We start from the raw sequence: 21,269 nt of genomic DNA on the forward strand, positions 1-21,269 counted from the left end.
TCGGCGATCTCTGCACGGGGTCTCGTGGAGGGATGGCGACGGTGGCGGCAGCGACGCGTGCTCGCGGTCGGGTCGGGCTCGTGCTGCGAACCATCGGCGCGCCGCTGATCGCGGCGACGCTGGTGCTGCTCACCGGCAGCCCGGCGCTGGCCCACTCCGACCTCGTGCGCAGTGATCCCGTCGACGGTGGGGCGGTGGACGGGGTCGCTCGTCCGGTCACGCTGGAGTTCGGCGACGAGCTCGATGCTGGTTCCGTCACCATCAGGTTGATCGGCTCGGCTGGATTTCAGGCTCAACTCGCCCCACCGACGACGACGCGGACCGTGGTCGTGCAGCCGTTGCCGACCCTGATCAACGACGAGTACGTCCTCCGGTACGGAGCCGTCGCCACCGACGGCCATCCCGTTCGCGGCAGCATCAGCTTCACGGTGACGGGCTCCGTCGTCCGCCAGACCAGCGGCCCTGTCCATGGACAGCACGCGACACCGCCCACCGCCACCGCTGGCTCCGGTCACCATGAGGAGGCGGCCCAGCATCCACCTCTCCACCTATGGGCGTGGCTGGTGGGTGGTGCTGTGGTGATCGGGTGCTCGGTGGTGGCGGTGCGATGGCTCAGCGGGCGGCGACGAGCTTCGACGTACTAGCCCTGGTCGATCGGCAGGGCGATGTCGGTGACGCCGTCGAGCGCCCCGAGGTGCTCGACCGCTCCGGTGAGCAGGTCCACCTCGAACAGACGGCGCGTGCCGCTGACCTCGAGCGTCGCGAAGGCCCGGTTGCCGCCGCCGGCCGTATAGATGTCGGCCCCGGCGTCCGGGCCGGCGTCGACCCCCAGACCGCCGGTCGGGGCGAGCGTCCCGGCATTGGCGGGGGACTGGATCGCGACCCGGTCGGCGGCCGTGTCGACGGCGAACAGCGTCGTGGCGGTACCGGCTGCATCGTCGTTGTTGGTGTACCCGACCGCGGTCACCCCCGCGGCGGGTGTGGTGCCGGTGGCGGGGGCGACCGCCGGGTTGGTCAGGGCGGTGTCGGCCACCGTCGGGGCACCGGGCATGGCGAAGGGTTGGCGCAGGTTCTGGCCGGTGTCGCTGACGACCCGCAGTGCGTTGGCGGCGGGATTGAAGTCCACGCCGAAGAGCTCGCCGTCGAGGTCGATGCTCAGCTGGGCGACCTTCGTGGCCTTGCCGTGCCCGTCGATCGTGTAGATGCCGCCTGCGTCGCCGACGCCGTAGAGGGCCCCGTCCTGTACTCGGTAGTCGATCCCGACGAGCGAGACGTCGCCATCGAGGCCGGTGACGTCGGTGGCGCCGTGCTGGTCGGTGTCGTCGGTCTCGAAGTCGACCAGCGTGATGCCGTCGACGAGGCCGACGACGTCGAGGGCGTGCCGCTCGGTGGCCGAAGCGGCGGACAGCGGCACGGCGAGCAGTGCGCCGGTGGCGACGGTGACGAGGCCGGCTCTCAGGGACGTGCGCATCAATGGGCCCTTCGGTGTGCAAAGTGGGCGCGGTGGTACGCCGACCCTTCCTACGCACGACCGGCCCGTGGCGTTCATCCGACCGAGCGGGTTCTACGGTGTGTAGATGCCACATCAGCAGGTCATGCCCTCCGGACCGGCCCGGGTGGGGCGGTCTCGGTCGGCCGTCGGCTCCCTCGTCGTGGCCGGGACCTCGCTCGGTCTGCTCGTTGCGCTGTGGCTGACGGCCTCCGCCGGGTCGGCGATCGCCGACGTCCTCGGATTGCCGGATCCCGGGCTCGTCGTGCGATACGGGCTGCCTGCCGTACGGGTGGTGGCCGACATCGGTGCGGCGGCGACGGTCGGGTTCCTGCTGCTCGCAGCGGTACTGGCGGCCCCACAGGCCAGCGGGTACCTCGACATCGCGGGGTACCGATCCGTCCGTGTGGCTGCCGGATGCGCGTGGCTGTGGGCGGGGGCAGCGTTGGTGATGGTCCCGCTGACCGTGGCCGAGGTGCTGGGACGCCCGGTCGGTGACGTGCTGGCACTCGGTCCGTTGGCCGCAGCCCTGCCGTTGCTTCCGACGTCGGCGGCATGGTTGCTCACCGCGGTACTGGCCACTCTGATCGCGGCCGGCTGCCGGGCGACCCTGACGTGGGGGTGGGCCGGTGTGCTCCTGGGGGCCGCGGTCGTCGGGCTGCTGCCGGTGGCGGCCACCGGACATTCCGCGGTCGGGGGGTCGCACGACCTCGCCACCGACAGCCTGATGATCCACATCGTGGCCGCGGCGGTATGGGTCGGCGGGCTCATCGCGGTGCTGTCGCTCGCCGCGCGTCCCTCGCCCGACCAGCTGGGCACGGTGCTGCCGCGCTTCTCGATGATCGCCGCATGGTGCTGGGGGCTGATGGCGTTGTCGGGGCTGGCCAACCTGGCGGTCCGCATCCCGTTGACGCTGCCGAACCTGCTGTCCGGCTACGGGGTCATCGCGGTGGCCAAGACGGCGTCGCTGATGCTGCTCGGGGTTCTCGGTTACCTGCACCGGCGGAGCGCTCTGGCCCCGGCCGTCCGGGGTGACCGCCGCGCGCTCCTGCGGCTCGGGGCGGGCGAGGTGCTGCTGATGCTGGCCACGATCGGCCTGGCCGTCGGTCTGGGGCGGACGCCGCCCCCGGCCCCGGGCGAGACCGGTGAACCCTCGCGCACCGGTGAGGAGCTGGGGTACGAGCTGGCCGGGCCACCCTCCGGGGTCGGCGGTCTTGTCGTCGACGGGCGACCGGACCTCATTTTCGTCGTCGTCGTCGTGGTGATGCTGGTGGCCTATTTGGCCGGTGTGCGGCGGCTGGGCGCGGAGGGGCGGGCGTGGCCGATTCGCCGGTCGTCGGCGTGGCTGGCCGGGTGTGCTGTGGTGCTCCTCGCCACCTCGTCCGGTCTCGGCCGCTACGGCGCGGCCATGCTGAGCGTCGGTGTCGCGGCGCAGCTGCTGCTGACGCTGGTGGCGCCCCTGCTCCTGGTGCTCGGGGCGCCGCTGGCGCTCGCCCGGCAGGCGGTGCCGGAGGTGAACCGGGTGCTCGCGCACCCGACGGTCGCCGTGCTGGGCCGTCCGGTCCCCGCGGTGCTCGTCTTCGCGGCGACCATGGCGATGCTCTACGGGTTCGGGCTGATCGACTCCCTGCTCTCGTCACAGCCGGGCCGCCTGGCCCTGGACGCGTTGCTCCTGTCGGTCGGTGTCGTCCTGGTTGGGGCGTTGACGACCGGGGCCGTCGCCCGCGGCCGGGCGGTGGCCCTCCTGAGCCTCGTCCAAGCCGGGGTAGGCATCGGCCTGTTGCTGCGCACCGAGCCGATCGCCGCGACGTTCTACCGAGGGCTGGGCCTGCCGTGGGTACCCGACCTGCTGGCCCAGCAACGCGTCGCCGGCGCCGTGTGGTTGGTGGGACAGGTGGCGCTCGTCCCGATCCTCGCGGTAGGGGTGGCACGGGCGCGAGCACGGTGATTCCCGGGTGCGCGACCGAGAGAAGTCAGGTGCCCGGGGCGCAGTCGGCATCCGGCAGGGGAGCCGTGTACGGGTTGTCGCTCAGCGCCCGGATGAACAGTTCGAAACGCGGGTCGTCGGGGGTGTCGAGGGCGAGCCGGTGTCCCCACGCCTGCAAGGAGATCGGGCTGTCGAGACCGGGATAGGGCGACATGAGCATGAAGTCGGCGTCGGTGACCCGCGTGACGGTGAGGGCCTGCACGGTGTTCGGAGCGGTGCGGGCAGGGTCGTAGGTGATCCAGACCGCACCCCGTTCCATGGCGTGCACGGCATCGATTTCGGGGATCGGATCGGGGTAGGCGACCCCGTCGCACGCCGCGTACCCCGGGCCGTGCGGGCCGCCGACGGGGGGAACGGTCGTGCGGTCGGCGGGGGAGCCGGTCGCAGCAGCTGCGTGGTCGTGGTCGGCGACCGGTGTGACGACGATGCCGGGGATCCGCGTCGAGGGATCGGGCTGCTCTGCCGAGGGGACGAAGGAGGCAAGCTCCCGCTCGGCATCGGACGGGATCAGGACGCTCACCGCGACCACCCCGAACGACGCGGCGGCCAACAGCAGGACCAGCGGCCCGCCGATCCGCGACCACCGGCCGACCGGCCGGTCTTCCGGCTGCTCGCTCATCGGGCGGCCCGCCTGCGCATCAGTACCGGGAGCAGTAGCGCGAGTGCGGCGAGCACCAGCATGGGGCCGTCGCCGGTGCGGGCGTAGGGCGTGAGGCCGGTGCGCAGCGGCACCGTCTCACGCAGCAGCGCCGGGCCGTCGAGGCCACTCTGGGCAAGCACCCGCCCGTCGGGAGCGACCACCACGGAGTAGCCGGTGGGCGCCGACTGCAGCACCGTGCGGCCGTACTCCAGGGCCCGCAGCCGAGCGCCGGCCACCTCGATCGCCGGCACGTCCTCGGTGACGTAGGACGCGGCGTTGGTAGGCACGAGGACGATCCTCCCGCCTGCCGTGACGGCCTCGCGCACGCGGTCGGCGAAGAGCACCTCGTAGGAGATGACGACGCCAAGTGGCCCGGCCGGGGACTCCAGCACGGCGGTGCCCTCACCGGCGATGGCGTCGCGCGGCACGAGCGCGGTGAGGTCGGTGACGCGGCTGAGCAGTTCGCGCCCGGGGATGTACTCGCCGAACGGGACGCGGTGTTCCTTCTCGTAGCGGCCGAGGATCGTGCCGTCGGGGCCCCACAGCACGGCGGCGTTGCGGAAGCCGGAGCCCTGGTTCTCCACGACCCCGACGACGATGGGCGCGTCGAGGCGGCGGGCGAGCTCCGCGGTGCGTACGTCGCCCGCCGAGCCGGCGATCGACCCGGCGACGCTGATCACGGTCTCCGGCAGAAGCACGAGGTCAGGGGAGCCCTCGATCTGCTCCGCCACGGCGAACTGCCGGTCGGTGGTGTCCTGCGGGTCGGTGAACACCGCGCGGAGACCGCGCGGCCCGCCGCCCTGCACGACCGCGACGTCCAGGCTGCCGGCGTCGTCGGTGGCGACGGCCGCGCCCACGGCGACGGGGACACCCGCCACGGCCACCGCCGCACCCACCGCGATCAGCCGCGCCCGGCCGCTCGAGAGGACCAGGGCGGCCAGGCCGACGCCCGCGGTGGCGGCCACGGCAGTGACCAGCAGCGAGCCGCCCAGCGGCGCGGCGAGCACGAACGGGCCGTCGAGCTGCCCGTGCACGAGTGCGGGGAGCGGGAAGCCGCCGAACGGGAACCGGGTCTGGGCGGCGTCGAGCAGCACCAGCCCGGCCGGCAGCGCCCACCAGCCTCCCGCCCAACGACCGCTGCGGGCGGTGGGCACGAGACCGACCGCTGCGGCGAGCATGACGGCCTCCAACGCGGCGATCGCGACGTACCCGGCTGCGGCGAAGCCGGTGAGCCAGCCCAGCGTGGTGCCGTACAACACGGCGCCGGCCAGACCGCCGAGCCAGAGCCGGGCGCGGAGCCCGCGCCCGTGCAGGGCGATGGTCAGCGCGGCCACTCCGAGCGGGAGCAGCGGCCACCATCCTCGGGGCTGCGCCCCGAGCGCCCAGGTCGCGCCCGCGCCGGCGGCCAGCAGGATCGCGAGATGCAGGCGCGTCGCCGGACCGGTAGTGCCCGGCCTGTCGACGCGAGCAGGGGCGGCTCCCGGTGCCGACGGCAGGTCCGTATTGATGATGTGTCCCTCTCGGTCCGGCCCGGCCGGTTGGTCGGCACTTCTACTATCGCGTGTAGAAGTTCGGGTCGACCACCTGGGGTGCGCGTCGCTGGGGTCAGGCCCCGGTGACGGTCTGCCAGATCAGGAAGCCGTTGAGGCCGATGATGACGACCGCGGCCAGGCCGGCGACTGCCGTGGTGAGGCGGTGGTTGACCAGCTCGGCCATGATGTCGCGGCGACGCGTGAGCAGGACCAGCGGGACGAGCGCGAACGGGATGCCGAAGGACAGCACCACCTGCGAGAGCACCAGTGCCCGCGTGGGGTCGATGCCGATGCCGAGCACGACGAGCGCGGGGGCCAGGGTCAGTGCGCGCCGCAGCAGCAGCGGGATCTGCCGTCGGATGAAACCCTGCATGACGACCTGCCCGGCGTAGGTGCCCACGCCGGATGATGCGAAGCCGGACGCGAGCAGCGCGATCGCGAACGCGAACGCGGCCGGCTGGTCGAGGACCCGGGCGAGTCCGTTGTACGCGCCGTCGAGGGTGTCGGTGTCGGGCACGTCGGTACCGAAGAACAACGTGGCGGCGATCACCAGCATTGCGGCGTTGATCAGTCCGGCCAGTCCCATCCCGACCGCGACGTCGGTCTGTTGGCGACGCAGGAGGAAGCGGCGATCGGCCGCTGTGTCGGCTCGGACCCGGGTCTGGGTGAGGGCGGAGTGCAGGTAGACCACGTGCGGCATCACGGTAGCCCCGATGATGCCGGTGGCCAGCAGCACACTGTCGGTGCCGTCGAACCGCGGGACGAGCCCGGCCACCGCGTCGGCCGGGACGATGTCGATGCGCACCACAGTGCTGAGGAATCCGAGCAGGATGACGGCGAACAAGCCCGCGACGGCCCGCTCGAACGGCCGGAAGCCGCGGGACTGCAGGGCCAGCAGGGCGAAGGCGACGATCCCGGTGATCACCCCGCCCGTGAACAACGGGATGCCGAACAGCAGGTTGAGGGCGATCGCGCCGCCGATGACCTCGGCGAGGTCGGTGGCGATCGCGACGATCTCGGCCTGCACCCACATCCCGCGGGAGACCGGGCGGGTAAAACGGTCGCGGCACATCTCGGGGAGGTTCCGGCCCGTGGCCAGCCCGAGTTTCGCCGACAGCGACTGGATCAGCATCGCCAGCAGGTTCGCCGCGACGATCACCCAGAGCAGCAGGTATCCGAACTGGGCGCCCGCGGAGAAGTTGGTGGCGAAGTTCCCCGGGTCCACATAGGCAATGGCCGCGACGATGGCGGGCCCGAAGAACATCAGCCGCCCTCGCAGCGGCCCGCGGGCGCGGATCTCGGCAATCGTCGGTGCGTCTGTGTCGGGACTGTGAGCGCCGGTCGCCGCGTCGGTAGTTGCCATTACCGCGGATGGTAGACGGCTCTAACGTCTGCCTGCGGGGTCGCCTGACCTTCCGGCGGGTGACGACGTTCTCGACAGGCTCGGCCGCGATGCGCTGCACGACCGGGAGCAACTCGGAGACCTACGTGCGGCAGTGGTCGGGTGGGTCGATGCCGCCGCGGGTGCTGCGTGCGATGTCCGTATCGTGTGGGTCGTGGCTCTTGAGGCGGTCGGCGGTGCAGAGCGGTCTGCTGAACCGGCGCGGGCCGGCCGACGTCGACAACGGTGGCTACTGGTAGCCGTTGTGCTGCTTGTGGTCGTGATCGTCGATCAGGCCACGAAGGAAGCCGCGTTGCGCCTGTTCGTCGAACCGTGGCCCATCCTGCCCGGTGTCGGGCTGGCACTGTCGTTCAACACCGGCGCGGCGTTCAGCATGGGGACCTCGCTCACCCCGTTCATCACCGCCTTCGCCGGTGTCGTCGTCGTCGCGATCGCCTGGTTCGCCGGTCGGGCCGCCACGGCCGGATGGGCACTGGTGCTGGGCCTGGTCGGCGGAGGAGCAGCCGGCAACCTGATCGATCGGCTGGCCCGCCCGCCGGGACCGGGCCGGGGCGCGGTCGTCGACTTCGTGGACGTCGCCTGGTTCGCCGCGTTCAACCTGGCCGACGCGGCGCTGACCATCGGTGTGGCCGTGGCGTTCGTGCTGTCCTGGCGGGGACAGCCAGTTCTGATCAGGTCGGGCGGCGCTGCGCGGTGACCCGAGGTCGACCGGGAGTCGGCACCTGGGCGAGACGGTTCCGGTCGTCGGGCTGTGCCGGGTGAGCCCGGGGCGAGCGGTCGGGCAGAACAGCGCCGTCCTGGTGGCGTCGGCCGCTGTGGCCGTCCCCGTCGCCGTCGCGTCCGCCATCGTCGCTGAAGAGGCGGCCGTGCATGTCGCCATCCTCGGTGTGATCACCATCGTGATGGGGGCCCTACGAGTCCTGCTCGTCGGCCGGAACCGTGGTCTGCTGCAGTTCCTCACCGGCTGTGTCGTCGCCCAGCCCGTGCTGCACGCGGCCGTGAAGGTTGTCCCCCACGCACAGCTCGACCACGGTGTCGGTCCCGCGGTCGGGCAGGCCGACGTGTTCGTCGGTGGCACGCAGTTGGCGGTCGCCCTGGCGCTCGTGGCCGCGGTCACCTTCACCGAGCAGCTCATCGCCACCGTCTCCGGCGTCGTTCGGGTCTGCTGGTTGCGGACGCGTCCGGTGGTGCTGCACGCGGCCCGCGAGGGTTCGAGCAGGCTCCGCACGCCGGTGCGGGCCCATCCGTCCAGCCGCTACCGGCCGATCGCGATGCCTACGCGCGGTCCACCGCGTTCCCCTGTTGCTGCTCGCTGAGCTTTCGCCGACGCCACGTCGGCCGATTCATTTCACGTTTCTCGCACCATTTTGCGGCGCCTAATCAACGAGGTATCCTCACGTGAACGTATTGCATTCTTTGATCGAGAACATTCTTGATGTGAAACGGTTGGGATTTCGCTTCCTGCTGCGTCACCTCCGACGCCTCGCGACCGACGACGGTGGGGTGGTCACGGTGACGGTGCGCGACGTAGGGCGGCTGACGATCCGTAACGGGTCGCACGATGTGAACATCGTGCGGGAGATCTTCCGCGAGGATCAGTACCGCATCACGTCACCGGTGCACGATCGACAGGTCGACGCCGCCTACGAGGCCATCCTCGAGTCGGGGAAGCAGCCGCTGATCATCGATGCCGGAGCCAACAACGGGGCCAGTGCCGTGTGGTTCGCCCGCAGGTATCCGCGCGCCGTGGTCGTCGCCGTCGAGCCCGATCCGGGCAACGCCGCCGTGTGCCGGGCCAACACGGCGGGCTTCGACATCCGGGTACGTCAGGCCGCGGTCGGCTCGACGGGGGGCTTCGTGTCCCTGGTGACCGACGGGCGCGAGAGTGACGCGATCGGGACGCGGCGGGAGGTGGCCGGCAACGTGCCGATCCTCACCGTTCCCGAGATCGTGGCCGATCAAGGCGACGAATGTGAGCTGTTCCTGGTGAAGATTGACATAGAAGGGTCCGAAGCCGATCTCTTCTCCGCCGACACCGAGTGGGTCGGCCAGGCGAGCGCGATGTTCGTCGAACCGCACGACTACCTGTACCCCGGCCAAGGCGTCACCAGCTCTCTCCGGAAGGTCACCGCCACGCTCGATCTGGACCTGCTGGTCGAACGCGAGAACCTGGTGTTCGTCAGAAGGTGACCCGACAGGGCACCGGTGGCGCCCATCCGCGCCACCGGTGCCCCGCGACGCTGTCAGGCGGCGACACGAGGTCCATGGCTGCGGTGCCGGCCGGGTTGAGGCGTAGGGCGTTGTCGCGTGTCGGCAGCGATCAAGGCCACGGGTCGACGCGGGCGCGGCGGAGTCGCGGGGCTCCTCGACCGTCCTCATGGCTCACGTGCCGTTCGTCGCGCCCTCGTCCCCGCCGGATGACGCCCTGAGACCCACCCGGGTCGTCCGGCGCAGCATGCTGGTCTGGATGGCGGTGTGCGGGCCCACTGGGCGCGCCCGAGTCGCCGGAGGGCGGCGTGAGCTCTCAGGAAGGCAACCCGTCGCACCGGCCGGTTCCTACTGTGCGGGCATGGACGATGCCGAGCTGCCGCCCCTCGCGCGGGTCGCGGTGTTCCTGACTGCGTTGGCGTGGGCGGCGGCCGCCGCGTTGACGGTCGGGCGGATGTCCGACCTGCCTGTACCCGTCCCCGACCTCCCGCGCCCGGCCGTGCTCGGCGGCTCCGGCCAGGGAGTGCCCGCGGGAACCGGCAGCGCGGAGGACGATGGTGGCGGCCCGAGGTGGGTGGCCCCCGTGCACGACGGCGCGCACGGCCGATGAGCGTCGGTGCGCTGCCGCGGCCTGACCTGCCGCACGGTGCCGCTGCGGCGGCGGACTATGCGAAAGTGCCCCCGACCGCCCGGGTCGCGAGCGCCCCGCTGCCGCCGGCCGGATCGGCCGCGGATGATCGTGTCGCTGTCGCCCGATCCGGGCGGCCGGATCGCGGATCGCTGCGCAGCAGGGTCCGCGGCTGCGCGGTGCTCACCGTGCCGGTGGTGGTGCTGACGTGGGTGCCGCCTCTGCAGTTCCCCGTCTGGCAATGGGTCGGCCTGCTGCTCACTGTGCCGATCGTCACGTGGGGTGCCCTGCCGCTGTACCTGTCGGCTCTCGCCGAGGTGCGTCGCGGGAGCGCGGCACTGGGCGTGCTCGTCGCGCTCACCGTGTCGGCGGCGTTCGGCATGTCGGTGCACAGCCTGCTCGCGGGCCCTGCTGGTACGTCGGGCTTCCGGCAGGCGATACCGCTCACCGTGGTCTGGGGGGACGGCTCCGGGCAGCTCTACCTGGAGGTGGCCGCGGTCGTCACGACCGCCGCGCTCGGCGCGCGGCAGCTCGCCGGTGGGCCGGGGCCAGCCGCCCCCAGGACATGGTTCGTCCCCACCGTCCTGTTCGCCGCGGTGGGCGGCGCCTTCTTCTGGTTCGGCGCCGGTGCAGGTCGCACCGCCGCCCTGGAGATCGCCCTGGCGGTGTTGGTGGCGTCCTGCCCGGTTGCGCTGGCCCTCGACCGGCCCGCGGCGGAGCTCGCGGCATCGGATGCGCTCCGCAGGTTCGGGATCACGCTCCGCGGAGTGCCTGCGTTGACGGTCGCATCCCGGGTCGGCGCCGCGCTGATCGCCGGATCGGCCACGCTCGGCCCGGACGGCGCGCGGGCCGGGGCGGGGACGCGTCCCCTCGGCCCCACGGCCGTCGCCCGGTTGCGCGGTCTGGACCTCGACCCGGTCCTATTCACCGGTGGCGCCGACGACGTCGCGCGGGCGCACGCCGATCTCGCCGGAGTCGAGACAGTCGTCGCGGGCCTACGACCTGCGGAGACGGCCGCCGCCGTCCGCCGGCTGCAGGAGGCCGGAGCCGTGGTCGCGGTCATCAGCGGTGACCCCGACGAGGCTCCCGCGCTGGCGGCGGCCGACCTCGGCATCACCCTGTCGTCGGCCGTGGACGTCGCGGACGTCGTCATCGCGGACACCGACCCGATCGCGGTCGTCGAACTCCTGCGGCTGGGCCGGTGCCTCCCGGCCACCGCTCGCGCCGCGCGCAGGTCGGCGGCGGCGACCGTGACCCTCGCGGTGCCGCTCGCCGCAGCCGGGTTGCTGCACCCGGCCGTCGCGGTGGGAGCGGTCCTGATCGGCGCGGCCGGTGTCGCCGCGATCAGCCACCGCCTCCGGGGCCCATCTCCCGAATGGACCCACCCTCACCGAGCGGATCACGGAGAATCGCCATGAACCGACAACAAGTCCGACCGATCTCGCGCACCGCTCGGCTGGTGCTGGTCGTCGCGTTGGCCGCTGCGGCGTCCGGCTGCGCGGCGGAGGCGACCGCCCCGTCGTCAGCCACCCCGGCGCAGGCTGCCCCGGGCGCCTCCTCCGGCGAGCAGATGGACGGTCACACCGCTGCGGGCGAAACCGTGCTGTACGCCGTGCAGAGCGGCCCGCTCGGTGTCGTCGTGACCGACGGGGACGGACGTCTCCTCTACCGGTCGGAGGCCGACAGCACGGCGCCACCCACCTCGCGCTGCGCCGACGCCTGCAGCGCGTCCTGGCAGCCGTTCACCGTCGCGTCCGGCCAGCAGCCGGTGCTGCTCGGCGTCGATCCGGCCGTGGTGGGCACCCTCATCCGGTCCGACGGCACGACGCAGGTGACGCTGGCGGGATCGCCCCTGTACCGGGATCCGGCCGACCAGGGTGGCCTGACCGACAGCGGCCGGCACGGTGAGAACGACCAGTGGTTCGTCGTCACCCCGACCGGCGACCGGGCCACGGCCCCGTCCTGACCTGCACCCGAGGAGACGCATGCAACACATGGCCGTGCCCGCGGTGTCCATGCCGATCACCGGCCGTGGCGCGCGGCAGTGGACCGTCGTGGTGCTCCTCGTGGTCGGGTCGGTCGCGGGCATGCTCGTGGCGGCCGCGCTCGGTGTGTCGGCGGGAGCGGCCGCGACAGCGGGTCTGCCCGACGCCGGGCCGCTCGTGACGGTCGCGCTGCCGATGGTCCGGGTGTTGTCCGAGGTGGCTGCGACGGTCACGGTCGGGATGTTGCTGTTGGCCGCCGCTCTGGCGCCGCCGCAGCGCAGCGGCTACCTCGACGTGGCCGGCTTCCGGGCGGTGCGAACGGCCGCGGTGTCCGCGGCGGTGTGGGCGGCGGCGGCGCTGCTGATGGTGCCGCTCACCGTGGCCGAGGCGTCGGGTCGCCCGCTGGTCGAGGCGTTGGGCTCGCTCGCCGCGGCGTTGCCGGTCCTGCCCACGTCCTCGGCCTGGCTCGTGACCGGCGCCGTCGCGGCTGCCGTCGCCGTCAGGAGTGCGGGCACGCTCACCTGGGGATGGTCGGTCGTCCTGTTCGCCGCCGCCGTCGGCGGGCTGCTGCCCGTGGCCGCGTCGGGGCACTCCGCCGTCGGCGGGTCCCACGACATCGCCACCGACAGCCTGCTGCTGCACGTCGTGGCGGCCGCGCTCTGGGTCGGTGGTCTGTTCGCGACCCTGCTGGTCGCGACCTCGGCGCCGCGGGCGCTGCGCACCGCGCTACCTCGTTTCTCCACGCTGGCCGGGTGGTGCTGGGCGGTGCTCGCCCTCTCCGGACTAGTCAACCTGGCCGTGCGCCTCGGCGTCGACCCACGAGCCCTGCTCACCCCCTACGGCGCGGTCGTCGTGGGCAAGACCATGGCCCTCGCCGCGCTGGGGTTCATCGGGCTCGTCCACCGGCGACGCACCGTCCCGGCCGCGGCCCGGGGCCGCACGGTCGACCTGCTGCGCTGGGGTGGGCTGGAACTCCTGATCATGGTGGTCACGATCGGGCTCGCGGTCGGGCTCGGGCGCACCCCACCACCGGCCGGGCCGGCGAGCGGGACGAGCCGGACCGAGGAGGCACTCGGGTACGAGCTCGCCCCACCGGACGGGCTGCTGCAGCTCGTCGCCGCGGTCCGGTTCGACGTGGTGTTCACGCTCGTCGTGGCCGTTCTCCTGATCACCTATCTCGCCGGGGTGCGCATGCTCCGGGTTGCGGGCGCGGTGTGGCCGCTGCGCCGAACCGTCGCCTGGTGTGCCGGCGCGCTGGTCGTGCTCGTCGCCACCTCGTCGGGCATCGGCCGCTACGGGGCGGCCATGCCGAGCGTGGCCGCTGTCGGCCAGGTGCTCCTGCTGGCCGTCGCACCGGCGCTGCTCGCCGCTGGCGCGCCGCTGCGGCTCGCGTGCCTCGCGCTGCCCGCGGTCGGTGCGACGGGTGGGCCGAGTCCGCGGGGCAGTCTGCTGTGGCTCCTGCGACGTCCCCTGGCCCGACGGTTGCGCCGGCCGGGCGCCGCGCCGCTGATCCTCGCGGCGGTTCAGCTCACCTTGTACGGCGCCGGGGGGCTGGACCTCCTGCTGGCCTCGTCGGCCGGACGCCAGGCGCTGGACGCGTTGCTGTTCCTGACGGGCTGTGTCGTCGCGGCCGGCCTCACCGGCTCGTCCCGTCCGCGCCCGTGGGAGGTTCTCACCCTCATGGGTGTGCAACTGGCCGTCGGGATCGCCCTCCTCGTCCGACCGGACGTCGTCGGTGCGGAGCACTTCCGCGGCGTCGGGCTCGTCTGGGTGCCCGATCTCCTCGCCGAGCAGCGGTGGGCCGCGGTCGTGTGGCTGGTGTGTCTGCCGGTTGCCGCCGGGCTGCTTCTGGCCACCGTGTCGCCCGGTCGCGGCGCCACTCCACGGATCGGGTCGGCGAAGCTGCCCGCCACGCTCGCCGTCGTCACGGGTGGGTCAGCCCGGGTGTGATCGGTCGGGACCGGTGCCGCGGCGGGTCAGTCGCCGGAACCAGCTGCCGCCGTAAAGGGGAAGCGCGATCACCAGCAGGACGAGCACGGGGATCCCGGCGAACACGCCGATCGCCTGGAGTGTGGTCATGAAGGGTCCTTCCGTGACGGGCAGTCGCCCGGGGGCGGGCGGGTGGCCGTCGAGGTGAGGGTCTTGCGAGGGATCGCCGATCGGGGGTCAGCGTGTCGGCGCCGTGGACCGACACACCGAGCCGGTCACTCGGATCTCCGGTCCTGGTGCGGCACGTCGACGTCGTCGGACTCGTCATGCGCCTTCTCGGGCGCGTGGGCGTCGGCGTCCAGGCCGATGGAGGGGACACCGGCGATCAGTGCCCGGCGCTCGACGGCCCGTCGCCTGCGGTCGGGATCGGTCAGCTGCGCGACCAGCAGGCCGGTGACGAGCAGCACCACCAGCCCGGCGACCACGAGCAGGGGCCAGATCTCGCGGCGTCCGGTGATCGCGTAGCTGGCCAGCACGAAGGAGGTCATGACAGGAGTCCCGTCCAGTAGGGCCAGAAGCGCACCGCCACCAGCGTGGCGAGCGCGACCAGCCAGGCGGCGAGCACGGCCCCGTGGTACTCGGCGAGCCGGGAACCGGCCGGTCGGCGGCCCAGGTTGTGCAGCGTCGAGTACCAGAACACGGTGATGGTCACGACCCACACGGCCATGCAGTACGGGCACAGCGCGCCGATCACGTAGAGGCTCTGCGCGATCAACCAGTGGACGAACAGGACACCGGCCGTCGCACCGACCTGCAGCCCCAGCCACATCCACCGGGGGAGGACGACGCCGCCGACCACCGCCGCACCGAGGGTGGCGACGACGGGGAAGGCGAGCAGGCCGATGAGGGGGTTGGGGAAGCCGAACACCTCGGACTGCGGTGAGGACATGATCGATCCGCAGGACAGGACCGGGTCGATGCTGCACGCCGGGACGAACTCGGGGTCCTCGAGCAGGGCGATGCGGTCGAGGATCAGCACGAAGGCGGCCAGGGCGCCGACGCCGCCTCCGGCGAGGAGGATCCAGCCGGTCGCCCGGCCCAGGAACGTGCTCATCTCGGCCGGGGGCGCGGTGCCCCGGGCCCGTAAGCCGAGTGGGGACATGGACCTTCTCCTATCGGGCGAGGGCGAGGTCGAGCTGGGCCCGGAGGTCGTCGACCGACTCCGGCTCGAGGCGCGCGCCGTCGAGGAAGAACGTGGGAGTGCCCTGCACGCCGGCAAGCTCGCCGTCCGCCCGGTCCCGGAGCACGCGCTCCAGGGTGGTGGGATCGGACACGGCCTGGTCGTAGGCGACGAGGTCGAGACCCAGGTCGACGGCGAACTGCCGGAACAGGGCGGCCTGCGACTCCTGCTGCTCGCCCCACTGCGCCTGGGTCTCGAACATCGTGCGGTACATGTCCTCGAAGCGGCCCTGCCGGGCGGCCGCCTCGACCGCGACGGCGGAGTTCTTGGCGTTCGCGTGGCTGGGGATGGGGAAGTAGCGGGCGACGAAGGTGACGCGGTCGCCGTACTCGGCGCGCAGCTGCTCGACGGCGGGGAACGCGGCCCGGCAGGACTCGCACTCGAAGTCGAGGAACTCGACGAAGGTGGCCCGGCTCTCGGACGGGGTGGACAGGAGGTGGCTGTCGGCGCGGACGAGTACCTCGTCGGGTACCAGCTGGGCGGCCGGTGGGCCGCCGGCGAAGTCGGGGACCGCGGTGTCGTTGCGGGTGAGGAGCAGGGCGCCGACGAGGACGGCGAGGACCACGAGGACGACGGTCAGGGTGGCCCGGAGGTTCTTGGTCATGATCCCTCTCTGGGGGCGGGTTCACGGATGCGTCGGCGGAAGCGCCGGGGGCGAGATCGGGTGGGGACGCGGCGGAGGCGGGCGGCGGCCGGTCGAGGGCCCGCGCACGACGTGCGGCGGACGGCAGGGCTTCACCGGGCGGACCCGGCAGGCCGCCGGGACCTAGCGGACGGGCCGGTGCGTCATCACACCCGGGCGATGCCGACGGCGAGCAGTCGGCGGCGTCCCGGCAGCAGGCGGCGCGGAGCCCAGGGAGCGGTGCCGCCCGCGGTGGCCCGCGCGGCGACGAGACCGGCCGCGATCAGGGCGACGAGAACGAGGGCCGGGTCGGCCGGCGGCAGGCAGTCGGGGAGCAGGGCGCGCGCGGCGCCTGCGATGACCGGCGTGGCACCGGCCTCGCACACGGTGTCGTGCCCGATCCCGTGCCCGAGGTCCTGGATCACGGCCGCCGCCGGTGCGGGACCGGTCGGGGCCAGCAGCGCCTGGCAGGCGAACAGCTGGGCCAGGATCGCGATCGCCAGCACGGCACGCGTGCCCCATCCGGCCGCCGGGCGGCGGGAACGGGGCACGCGGACGCTGCTCATGACGTCAGCGACGATAACAACGGACGTCTGCGGCGGGTGGCGTGGGCTGGCGTCAGTCCTCGAACGACACGTGGACATGGTCCATGTGGTTGGCCGTCGCCCCGCCGCGGTCCTCCATGGCCTCCCAGCCCGAACCGGTGTTGATCCGCTGCCGGTAGATCACGTACTTGATCCCGAGCCGGTCCATGTTCTCGACGGCGTACTCGGCGAGCTGCTCACCGGGGTCGCGGTCGACCATGAGGTCGAGCGCGAGCCCGGCGGGGTGGTCGGAAGTGCCGGCACGACCGGCGACGCCGTAGACGGTGTCGACGCCGAACCGGCAGCGCAGCTCGGTGCCGGCGTCGGTCACCGCGGGCTGCACGGTCTCGAAGCCGGAGTCGCCGTCCGCGCAGCTGTTGGCGCGGCGCTCTTCCTCGCGGGCGGCGGCCTCCGCCTCCTCGGCCTCCTGCCTCGCGCGCTGTTCCTCGCCCAGGGTCACGGCCTTGACCAGAGCCCCGGCGTCGAAGGTGGTGGGCTCCGGCGCGACCGGTGCGACGCTGGACAGAAGGGTGGGGCCGTCGGGGAGTGCCGGCGACGTGAGCGTGTCGAGCTGGACCGCGGCCGGTGCGACCTCCGCCTCGGCGATCGGCAGGTGTTCACCGGTCGCGAGGGCGCCGCAGCTGACGGCGGTGACGGCGAGGACGCCGGTGGATCCGTAGCGCGCGGCCAGACTGCTCGTGCGGGAAGCGTGCCGCGGGGGGGCGGAAGGTGCGGGGGCGGGACGTACGCGCGTCGTCGATCGGCGCGTTGGAGCGCTGTGCCGTGCCACGAACGGACCTCTCGTGCCGGACGGCCGGTCGGAAGCGAGCGGGGAGCAGGCGGAGCGGGGAGCGTCCGTTTCCGTTCCGTTACCGGGCCGTGGTCCAGCGACCGTACGAAACGGACATCGACCCCGGCAAATGGGGACCCCGATAACGCGACGACCGGGCTGCTGGGTGCTGTGAGCGGGGCCCGGACCGTTGCTACGGCCCCGAGCCACTGGGCCGGCTCGGCCGCTCAGACGTCGATGCCGCGTTCCTGCAGCCACGCGGTCGGGTCGAGTTTGGTGCCGTCGACGTCCCAGATCTCCAGGTGCAGGTGCGGCCCCGTGGAGAAGCCGCGGTTGCCCACCTCGGCGATCTGGGCGCCGGCGGACACCTGTTGCCCGACCTCGACGTAGGTGCGGTTGATGTGGCCGTAGACCGACCGGGTGCCGTCGGGATGCCGCAGGACCACCCACAGGCCGAAACCGCTGGCCGGGCCCGACTTCTCCACGACACCGTCGGTCACGGCGAAGATGGGCGTGCCGATGGCGTTGGCGACGTCGAGGCCGTTGTGGGTGCGGCCCCACCGGGGGCCGGACAATGACGTGACGCGGCCCGTCACCGGCTGGGCGAAGGCGCTGTCCCCGAACAGAGCGGCGCCCGGAGCCCCGGCGGCGAGGGCCGAGTCGAGGATCGCCGCCTGCCGAGCGAGTTCCTGCCCGATCTCGACGGCCTTGGTGAGGTTGCGGACGTCGACGGGGGAGTCGTCCGCGTGTGCGGCGGCCACGGCGCCGGGCAGGGGCTGGTCACCACCGACGCCGTCCCAGGAGACCGTGGCGGGCGCCGCCGTGTGCGCGTCCGGGACGGGGACCATTGCGCTGAGCACGACGGGCTCGAGATCGTCGCCGACGGGGACGATCATCGTCTCGGCCGCGGCCACCGCGGCTCCGGCCGCCACCGCGGCGACCAGTGTGCGCGCGCAGTAGGTACCGCCGGGAGGCGGTGGCAGGCGGTGCGTCCTGCCGGCCGCGACGATGTCTGTCGGCATCGTCCGATCGGGCTCGGACGCCCGCGCGCCGCTGGGGGAGCGGTGGCGCGCCACGACAGAGTCCTTCTCGACGTCGATCCGGCGGCGGACCTGTGGGGGAGCTCGGACCGTCCGTCGTGATCGGGTTGTGATCGAAGTACCCGGACGTTAGCAGGGCCGCCGCAACGCCGTCGGAGGGGCGGCGCCCCTTCCCCCGTTGCTGTTCCGTGACCATGGCACGGCCGCGGACACGATCGGGTTCAATCCCGTGCCCTCACCCGGGGCCGGCCGTTGCACGGGGTGTCGAGTGCGGAAAGGACCAGTATGGGCAGCTTCGGGGTCGTGGGTCGGCGCGTGTCGTGGAGAGGGCGCCGGGGTGCGGTCGTGCTAGCCCTGGTCGCCGCCACGCTGGTCTCCGCCGGATCCATCGCCGTGGCCCAGGAGGCCGACCCGCCGGTCGTGCCGGGCACTCCATGCACCGCGACCGCCACCGCCTGTGTCGACCTCGTCGGCCTTCGGGCGTGGCTCTTCCAGGACGGTCAGGTCCTGCGGGGGCCGGTGCCGATCAGCATCGGGACCGGCGGTGAGGACCGCACGCCGGCCGGACGGTTCCAGGTCGAGTGGAAGAACAAGGACCACATCAGCGGGGAGTCGGGCGCGCCGATGCCCTACGCGGTGTTCTTCGCCCCCGGCGGCATCGCGTTCCACGAAGGCAACCTGCAGACCAAATCCGCGGGCTGCGTCCGGCTGGCACGCGACGAGGCCGCTGCGTTCTTCGACTACCTGCAGGTCGGTGACGAGGTCCAGGTGCAAGGCGATGCCGCGTAGCGCCTGCTGGAGGCGAGGGGCATGGGTCAGGGACACGGGCACGGCGCCGCGACGTCGGGCGGGCGGCACCGCCGACCGCTGGTCATCGCCTTTGCGCTGACCGCCGGGTACATGGTCGTCGAGCTGATGGCCGGATTGGTGTTCGGATCACTGGCGCTGCTCTCGGACGCCGCCCACATGGGCACCGACGTTCTCGGGCTGGGCATGGCGCTGGCCGCGATCACGCTGGCGCAACGGCCGGCCACCTCGCAGCGCACCTACGGCACCTACCGGCTCGAGGTGCTCGCCGCGCTGGCCAACGGCCTGCTGCTGTTCGGCGTGGCCGGATACGTGCTCTACGAGGCCGTGCAGCGGCTCTCCGATCCGCCGGACGTGCCCGGTCTCCCGCTGCTGGTCGTCGCCGTCGTCGGCCTGGTCGTCAAATCTGATCAGCTTCCGGTTGCTCACCGCGGGGTCGAAGGAGAGCATCAACCTGCGCGGCGCCTACCTGGAGGTGCTGGCCGACATGCTCGGATCGGTCGGCGTGATCGTGGCCGCCATCGTGATCTACACCACCGGCTGGCCCTACGCCGACCCGATCGTCGGTGCCGCGATCGGCCTGTTCATCCTGCCGCGGACCTGGACGCTCACCGCGCAAGCGCTGCGCATCCTCATGCAGGTCGCTCCGCCGGGGATGGATGTCGAGGCGATCCGGCGGCGCATCATCGAACTGCCCGACGTCCTCGACGTCCACGACCTGCACGTGTGGACGCTGACCTCAGGGATGGAGAACGCCTCCAGGCACGTGGTCGTGGCCGATGGCGCCGACTACCACGACGTGCTCGACCGGGTCCTGACCCTGCTGGCCGACGACTACGGCATCACCCACGTCACCGTGCAGTGCGAGCCGGCCCGTCACGAGGACCGCGACACCCCGGTCTGAGCCGGTCGTCGAGGGCCGTCGGTGGTCGGCACGGCGTGTGTCCGGGTGCGGCGGTGAGGTACCTACGGTCAGAACGGTAGGACGCCACACAGCACGGAGCCCGCCGCGACCGGCCCGGCGAGCAACGCGACGGATCCGGCGGTGAGCAGTACTCGCGTCCACAGGAGCGCGCCGCGGCTCGGGCACGACATGAGCCGCTCCGCGCGTCGGATCACGCCGGTGGCGGCGGCGGCCAAGGCCGACCCCGGGATGCTGACCGGTGCGGTGAGCGCCAGCAGGGCGCTGACGAGGTGTCGTGCGTCGCGGCCGCGGATCGCCGCGTCGTCCGCACACATCTCCACCAGCCGGGCGAGCTCGCGGTGGCCCGCGGTGAACAGCGGTATCCGTGGCATGACCCGGGCCAGCGCGCTGCTGAGGCCACGAACCAGATGATGGCGGCCCGTCAGGTGGGCCCGCTCGTGCGCCAGGACGACGGCGAGCTGGTTCTCGTCGAGCGCACGAAGCGCAGGGCGGCTCAGGACGATCGTGGGCGGGCGTCCGGCGATCGCGTAGACGACCCTCTCCGGCACATCCAGGATCACCGCGCCCAGCGCGTCGTCGTGTCGTCCGAGCAGCCGGGCGGCGTCGGCATGGCGGTGCGTGCGAGCGCGGAACCGCAGCAGCGCGCGGCTCAGTCCGAACGCGGTACCGACGGTCCCGGCGACCAGAACGACCGCCGACCCGACCGCCAGCCACTGGCCGACGGTGCCGTGGGCGCCGAGCGCCGCCGCGCAGAACGAGGCGACGCACCGATCCACGACGTGCCGGACGTCAGGGGACAGGAGTACGTCGGCCGCGACCAGGAGCACCGCGGCCACCCACGCGACCAGAACTCCGACGAAGGCCGCCAGCCAGACTGTTACGCCGAGCGTCGGTGCCCGATCAAGGTGTCTGCGGTGCGCGAGGACGCGTGGCGCCAGGACCGCCACGACGATCCCGTAGCCGATCAGGCAGACCGCAGCCTCGAGCCCGCCGAACCCGGCCATCACGACCTCCTCCGGTACACGCTAACCGTCGATGTTCTCCGGCTCCGTACGCGATCAGGCGCCGTTTGACTACGCCGTGCCGTCCTCGTCCATCCGGGCCAGCAGCTCGGCGAGGCGACGGGTGTCGGCCGGGTCCATCTGCTGGACGAAGTGGGTGAGGATCGTGTGTGGGTCTCCACCGCTCCGCAGGGCGACGCTCATCAGGTCGGCACTGTGCTCCGCCCTGCTCGCGGTGGCCCGGTACCGGTGCGTGCGCCCCTCGCGCCGACGTGTCAGGCGTCCCTTGCGGTACAGGTTGTGGACGACGCTCATCACCGTCGTGTAGGCGATGTCGCCCTGGGCCTGGAGGCGTTCGTGCAACTCCGGCACCGTCGCGCCCTCGGACGACATCCAGATCTGCTCCATGACGGCGGCCTCGAGCTCCCCGAACCCGCGCACACATCCCCCCGTCACGTCG

The 21,269-nt window shown here is 72.7% G+C and carries 23 protein-coding genes and 1 pseudogene; 11 read left to right on the top strand and 13 right to left on the bottom strand.

What is annotated here, in order from left to right; all coding sequences use genetic code 11:
- The first annotated feature begins 80 nt into the window (after positions 1 to 80).
- Positions 81 to 644, top strand: a complete 564-nt coding sequence (locus HOP40_RS20320; RefSeq protein ID WP_172160938.1) for a copper resistance CopC family protein — start codon at positions 81 to 83, stop codon at positions 642 to 644.
- Here HOP40_RS20320 and HOP40_RS20325 read toward each other — a convergent pair.
- Positions 641 to 1,471, bottom strand: coding sequence for a DUF4394 domain-containing protein (locus HOP40_RS20325; RefSeq protein WP_172160940.1), 831 nt, complete (start codon positions 1,469 to 1,471; stop codon positions 641 to 643). The two genes, HOP40_RS20320 and HOP40_RS20325, sit on opposite strands and share 4 nt — an antisense overlap.
- A 106-nt stretch (positions 1,472 to 1,577) precedes the next feature.
- Here HOP40_RS20325 and HOP40_RS20330 point away from each other — a divergent pair, with 106 nt between their 5' ends.
- On the top strand, positions 1,578 to 3,437 hold the full coding sequence (locus HOP40_RS20330; RefSeq protein ID WP_172160942.1) for a bifunctional copper resistance protein CopD/cytochrome c oxidase assembly protein: 1,860 nt from the start codon (positions 1,578 to 1,580) through the stop codon (positions 3,435 to 3,437).
- 25 nt (positions 3,438 to 3,462) lie between these two features.
- Here the strand turns inward: HOP40_RS20330 and HOP40_RS20335 are convergent, their stop codons facing one another.
- The 3 genes from HOP40_RS20335 to HOP40_RS20345 all read right to left on the bottom strand — a co-directional run bounded on the left by HOP40_RS20335 (position 3,463) and on the right by HOP40_RS20345 (position 7,011).
- A complete protein-coding gene (locus HOP40_RS20335) occupies positions 3,463 to 4,095 on the bottom strand; it encodes a DUF3105 domain-containing protein (protein WP_172160944.1) in 633 nt (210 codons plus the stop codon).
- Complete coding sequence (gene lnt, locus HOP40_RS20340; RefSeq protein WP_338053077.1) at positions 4,092 to 5,627, bottom strand: apolipoprotein N-acyltransferase; 1,536 nt, start codon at positions 5,625 to 5,627, stop codon at positions 4,092 to 4,094. Before lnt ends, HOP40_RS20335 begins: the two co-directional genes overlap by 4 nt.
- Positions 5,628 to 5,721: 94 nt before the next feature.
- Positions 5,722 to 7,011 (bottom strand): Nramp family divalent metal transporter, encoded by a 1,290-nt coding sequence (locus HOP40_RS20345; protein WP_172160946.1) that lies wholly within the window; start codon positions 7,009 to 7,011, stop codon positions 5,722 to 5,724.
- A gap of 193 nt (positions 7,012 to 7,204) precedes the next feature.
- Between HOP40_RS20345 and HOP40_RS20350 the strand changes: the two genes are divergently transcribed.
- The 7 genes from HOP40_RS20350 to HOP40_RS20380 all read left to right on the top strand — a co-directional run bounded on the left by HOP40_RS20350 (position 7,205) and on the right by HOP40_RS20380 (position 13,821).
- Entirely contained in the window at positions 7,205 to 7,747 is a 543-nt protein-coding gene (locus tag HOP40_RS20350; protein ID WP_172160948.1) for a signal peptidase II, read from the top strand.
- A 118-nt stretch (positions 7,748 to 7,865) separates the two neighbouring features.
- The gene (locus HOP40_RS20355; protein WP_172160950.1) at positions 7,866 to 8,366 is read left to right on the top strand and encodes a hypothetical protein; all 501 of its coding nucleotides are present in this window, start codon (positions 7,866 to 7,868) and stop codon (positions 8,364 to 8,366) included.
- An 82-nt stretch (positions 8,367 to 8,448) separates the two neighbouring features.
- Positions 8,449 to 9,240, top strand: a complete 792-nt coding sequence (locus tag HOP40_RS20360; RefSeq protein ID WP_172160952.1) for an FkbM family methyltransferase — start codon at positions 8,449 to 8,451, stop codon at positions 9,238 to 9,240.
- Between the two features lie 379 nt (positions 9,241 to 9,619).
- Positions 9,620 to 9,868 (top strand): hypothetical protein, encoded by a 249-nt coding sequence (locus HOP40_RS20365; protein WP_172160954.1) that lies wholly within the window; start codon positions 9,620 to 9,622, stop codon positions 9,866 to 9,868.
- Positions 9,869 to 10,065: 197 nt separating this feature from the next.
- Entirely contained in the window at positions 10,066 to 11,304 is a 1,239-nt protein-coding gene (locus tag HOP40_RS20370) for an HAD family hydrolase (protein WP_172160956.1), read from the top strand.
- Positions 11,301 to 11,852, top strand: coding sequence for a COG4315 family predicted lipoprotein (locus HOP40_RS20375; protein WP_172160958.1), 552 nt, complete (start codon positions 11,301 to 11,303; stop codon positions 11,850 to 11,852). Before HOP40_RS20370 ends, HOP40_RS20375 begins: the two co-directional genes overlap by 4 nt.
- A 19-nt stretch (positions 11,853 to 11,871) precedes the next feature.
- Positions 11,872 to 13,821: a cytochrome c oxidase assembly protein gene (locus HOP40_RS20380; protein ID WP_172160960.1), complete on the top strand. Its 1,950-nt coding sequence runs from the start codon at positions 11,872 to 11,874 to the stop codon at positions 13,819 to 13,821.
- On the opposite strand, the gene HOP40_RS20385 is transcribed toward HOP40_RS20380, so the two are convergent.
- From HOP40_RS20385 to HOP40_RS20415, 7 genes are all read right to left on the bottom strand, one after another.
- Positions 13,807 to 13,950, bottom strand: coding sequence for a hypothetical protein (locus HOP40_RS20385; protein WP_172160962.1), 144 nt, complete (start codon positions 13,948 to 13,950; stop codon positions 13,807 to 13,809). The two genes, HOP40_RS20380 and HOP40_RS20385, sit on opposite strands and share 15 nt — an antisense overlap.
- A gap of 125 nt (positions 13,951 to 14,075) precedes the next feature.
- Positions 14,076 to 14,348 (bottom strand): hypothetical protein, encoded by a 273-nt coding sequence (locus HOP40_RS20390; protein WP_172160964.1) that lies wholly within the window; start codon positions 14,346 to 14,348, stop codon positions 14,076 to 14,078.
- Positions 14,345 to 14,962, bottom strand: coding sequence for a vitamin K epoxide reductase family protein (locus HOP40_RS20395; RefSeq protein ID WP_240157168.1), 618 nt, complete (start codon positions 14,960 to 14,962; stop codon positions 14,345 to 14,347). The genes HOP40_RS20390 and HOP40_RS20395 overlap by 4 nt, the downstream gene beginning before the upstream one ends.
- A 10-nt stretch (positions 14,963 to 14,972) precedes the next feature.
- The gene (locus HOP40_RS20400) at positions 14,973 to 15,644 is read right to left on the bottom strand and encodes a DsbA family protein (RefSeq protein WP_172160966.1); all 672 of its coding nucleotides are present in this window, start codon (positions 15,642 to 15,644) and stop codon (positions 14,973 to 14,975) included.
- 185 nt (positions 15,645 to 15,829) lie between these two features.
- Positions 15,830 to 16,228, bottom strand: coding sequence for a hypothetical protein (locus HOP40_RS20405; RefSeq protein ID WP_172160968.1), 399 nt, complete (start codon positions 16,226 to 16,228; stop codon positions 15,830 to 15,832).
- Positions 16,229 to 16,280: 52 nt separating this feature from the next.
- Positions 16,281 to 16,706: a VldE C-terminal domain-containing protein gene (locus HOP40_RS36625; protein ID WP_172160970.1), complete on the bottom strand. Its 426-nt coding sequence runs from the start codon at positions 16,704 to 16,706 to the stop codon at positions 16,281 to 16,283.
- Between the two features lie 557 nt (positions 16,707 to 17,263).
- Positions 17,264 to 18,058 (bottom strand): M23 family metallopeptidase, encoded by a 795-nt coding sequence (locus tag HOP40_RS20415; protein WP_240157169.1) that lies wholly within the window; start codon positions 18,056 to 18,058, stop codon positions 17,264 to 17,266.
- Positions 18,059 to 18,421: 363 nt separating this feature from the next.
- Between HOP40_RS20415 and HOP40_RS20420 the strand changes: the two genes are divergently transcribed.
- Both HOP40_RS20420 and HOP40_RS20425 read left to right on the top strand, forming a co-directional pair.
- Positions 18,422 to 18,865 (top strand): L,D-transpeptidase, encoded by a 444-nt coding sequence (locus tag HOP40_RS20420; RefSeq protein WP_240157170.1) that lies wholly within the window; start codon positions 18,422 to 18,424, stop codon positions 18,863 to 18,865.
- A gap of 21 nt (positions 18,866 to 18,886) precedes the next feature.
- Positions 18,887 to 19,787 (top strand): annotated as a pseudogene (locus HOP40_RS20425) (cation diffusion facilitator family transporter).
- A gap of 68 nt (positions 19,788 to 19,855) precedes the next feature.
- Here the strand turns inward: HOP40_RS20425 and HOP40_RS20430 are convergent.
- Entirely contained in the window at positions 19,856 to 20,812 is a 957-nt protein-coding gene (locus HOP40_RS20430; RefSeq protein ID WP_172160974.1) for a M56 family metallopeptidase, read from the bottom strand.
- Between the two features lie 69 nt (positions 20,813 to 20,881).
- Positions 20,882 to 21,265: a BlaI/MecI/CopY family transcriptional regulator gene (locus HOP40_RS20435; protein ID WP_205346842.1), complete on the bottom strand. Its 384-nt coding sequence runs from the start codon at positions 21,263 to 21,265 to the stop codon at positions 20,882 to 20,884.
- Positions 21,266 to 21,269 lie beyond the last annotated feature (4 nt).

It is taken from the genome of Pseudonocardia broussonetiae, from assembly GCF_013155125.1.
Lineage (GTDB): Bacteria > Actinomycetota > Actinomycetes > Mycobacteriales > Pseudonocardiaceae > Pseudonocardia > Pseudonocardia broussonetiae.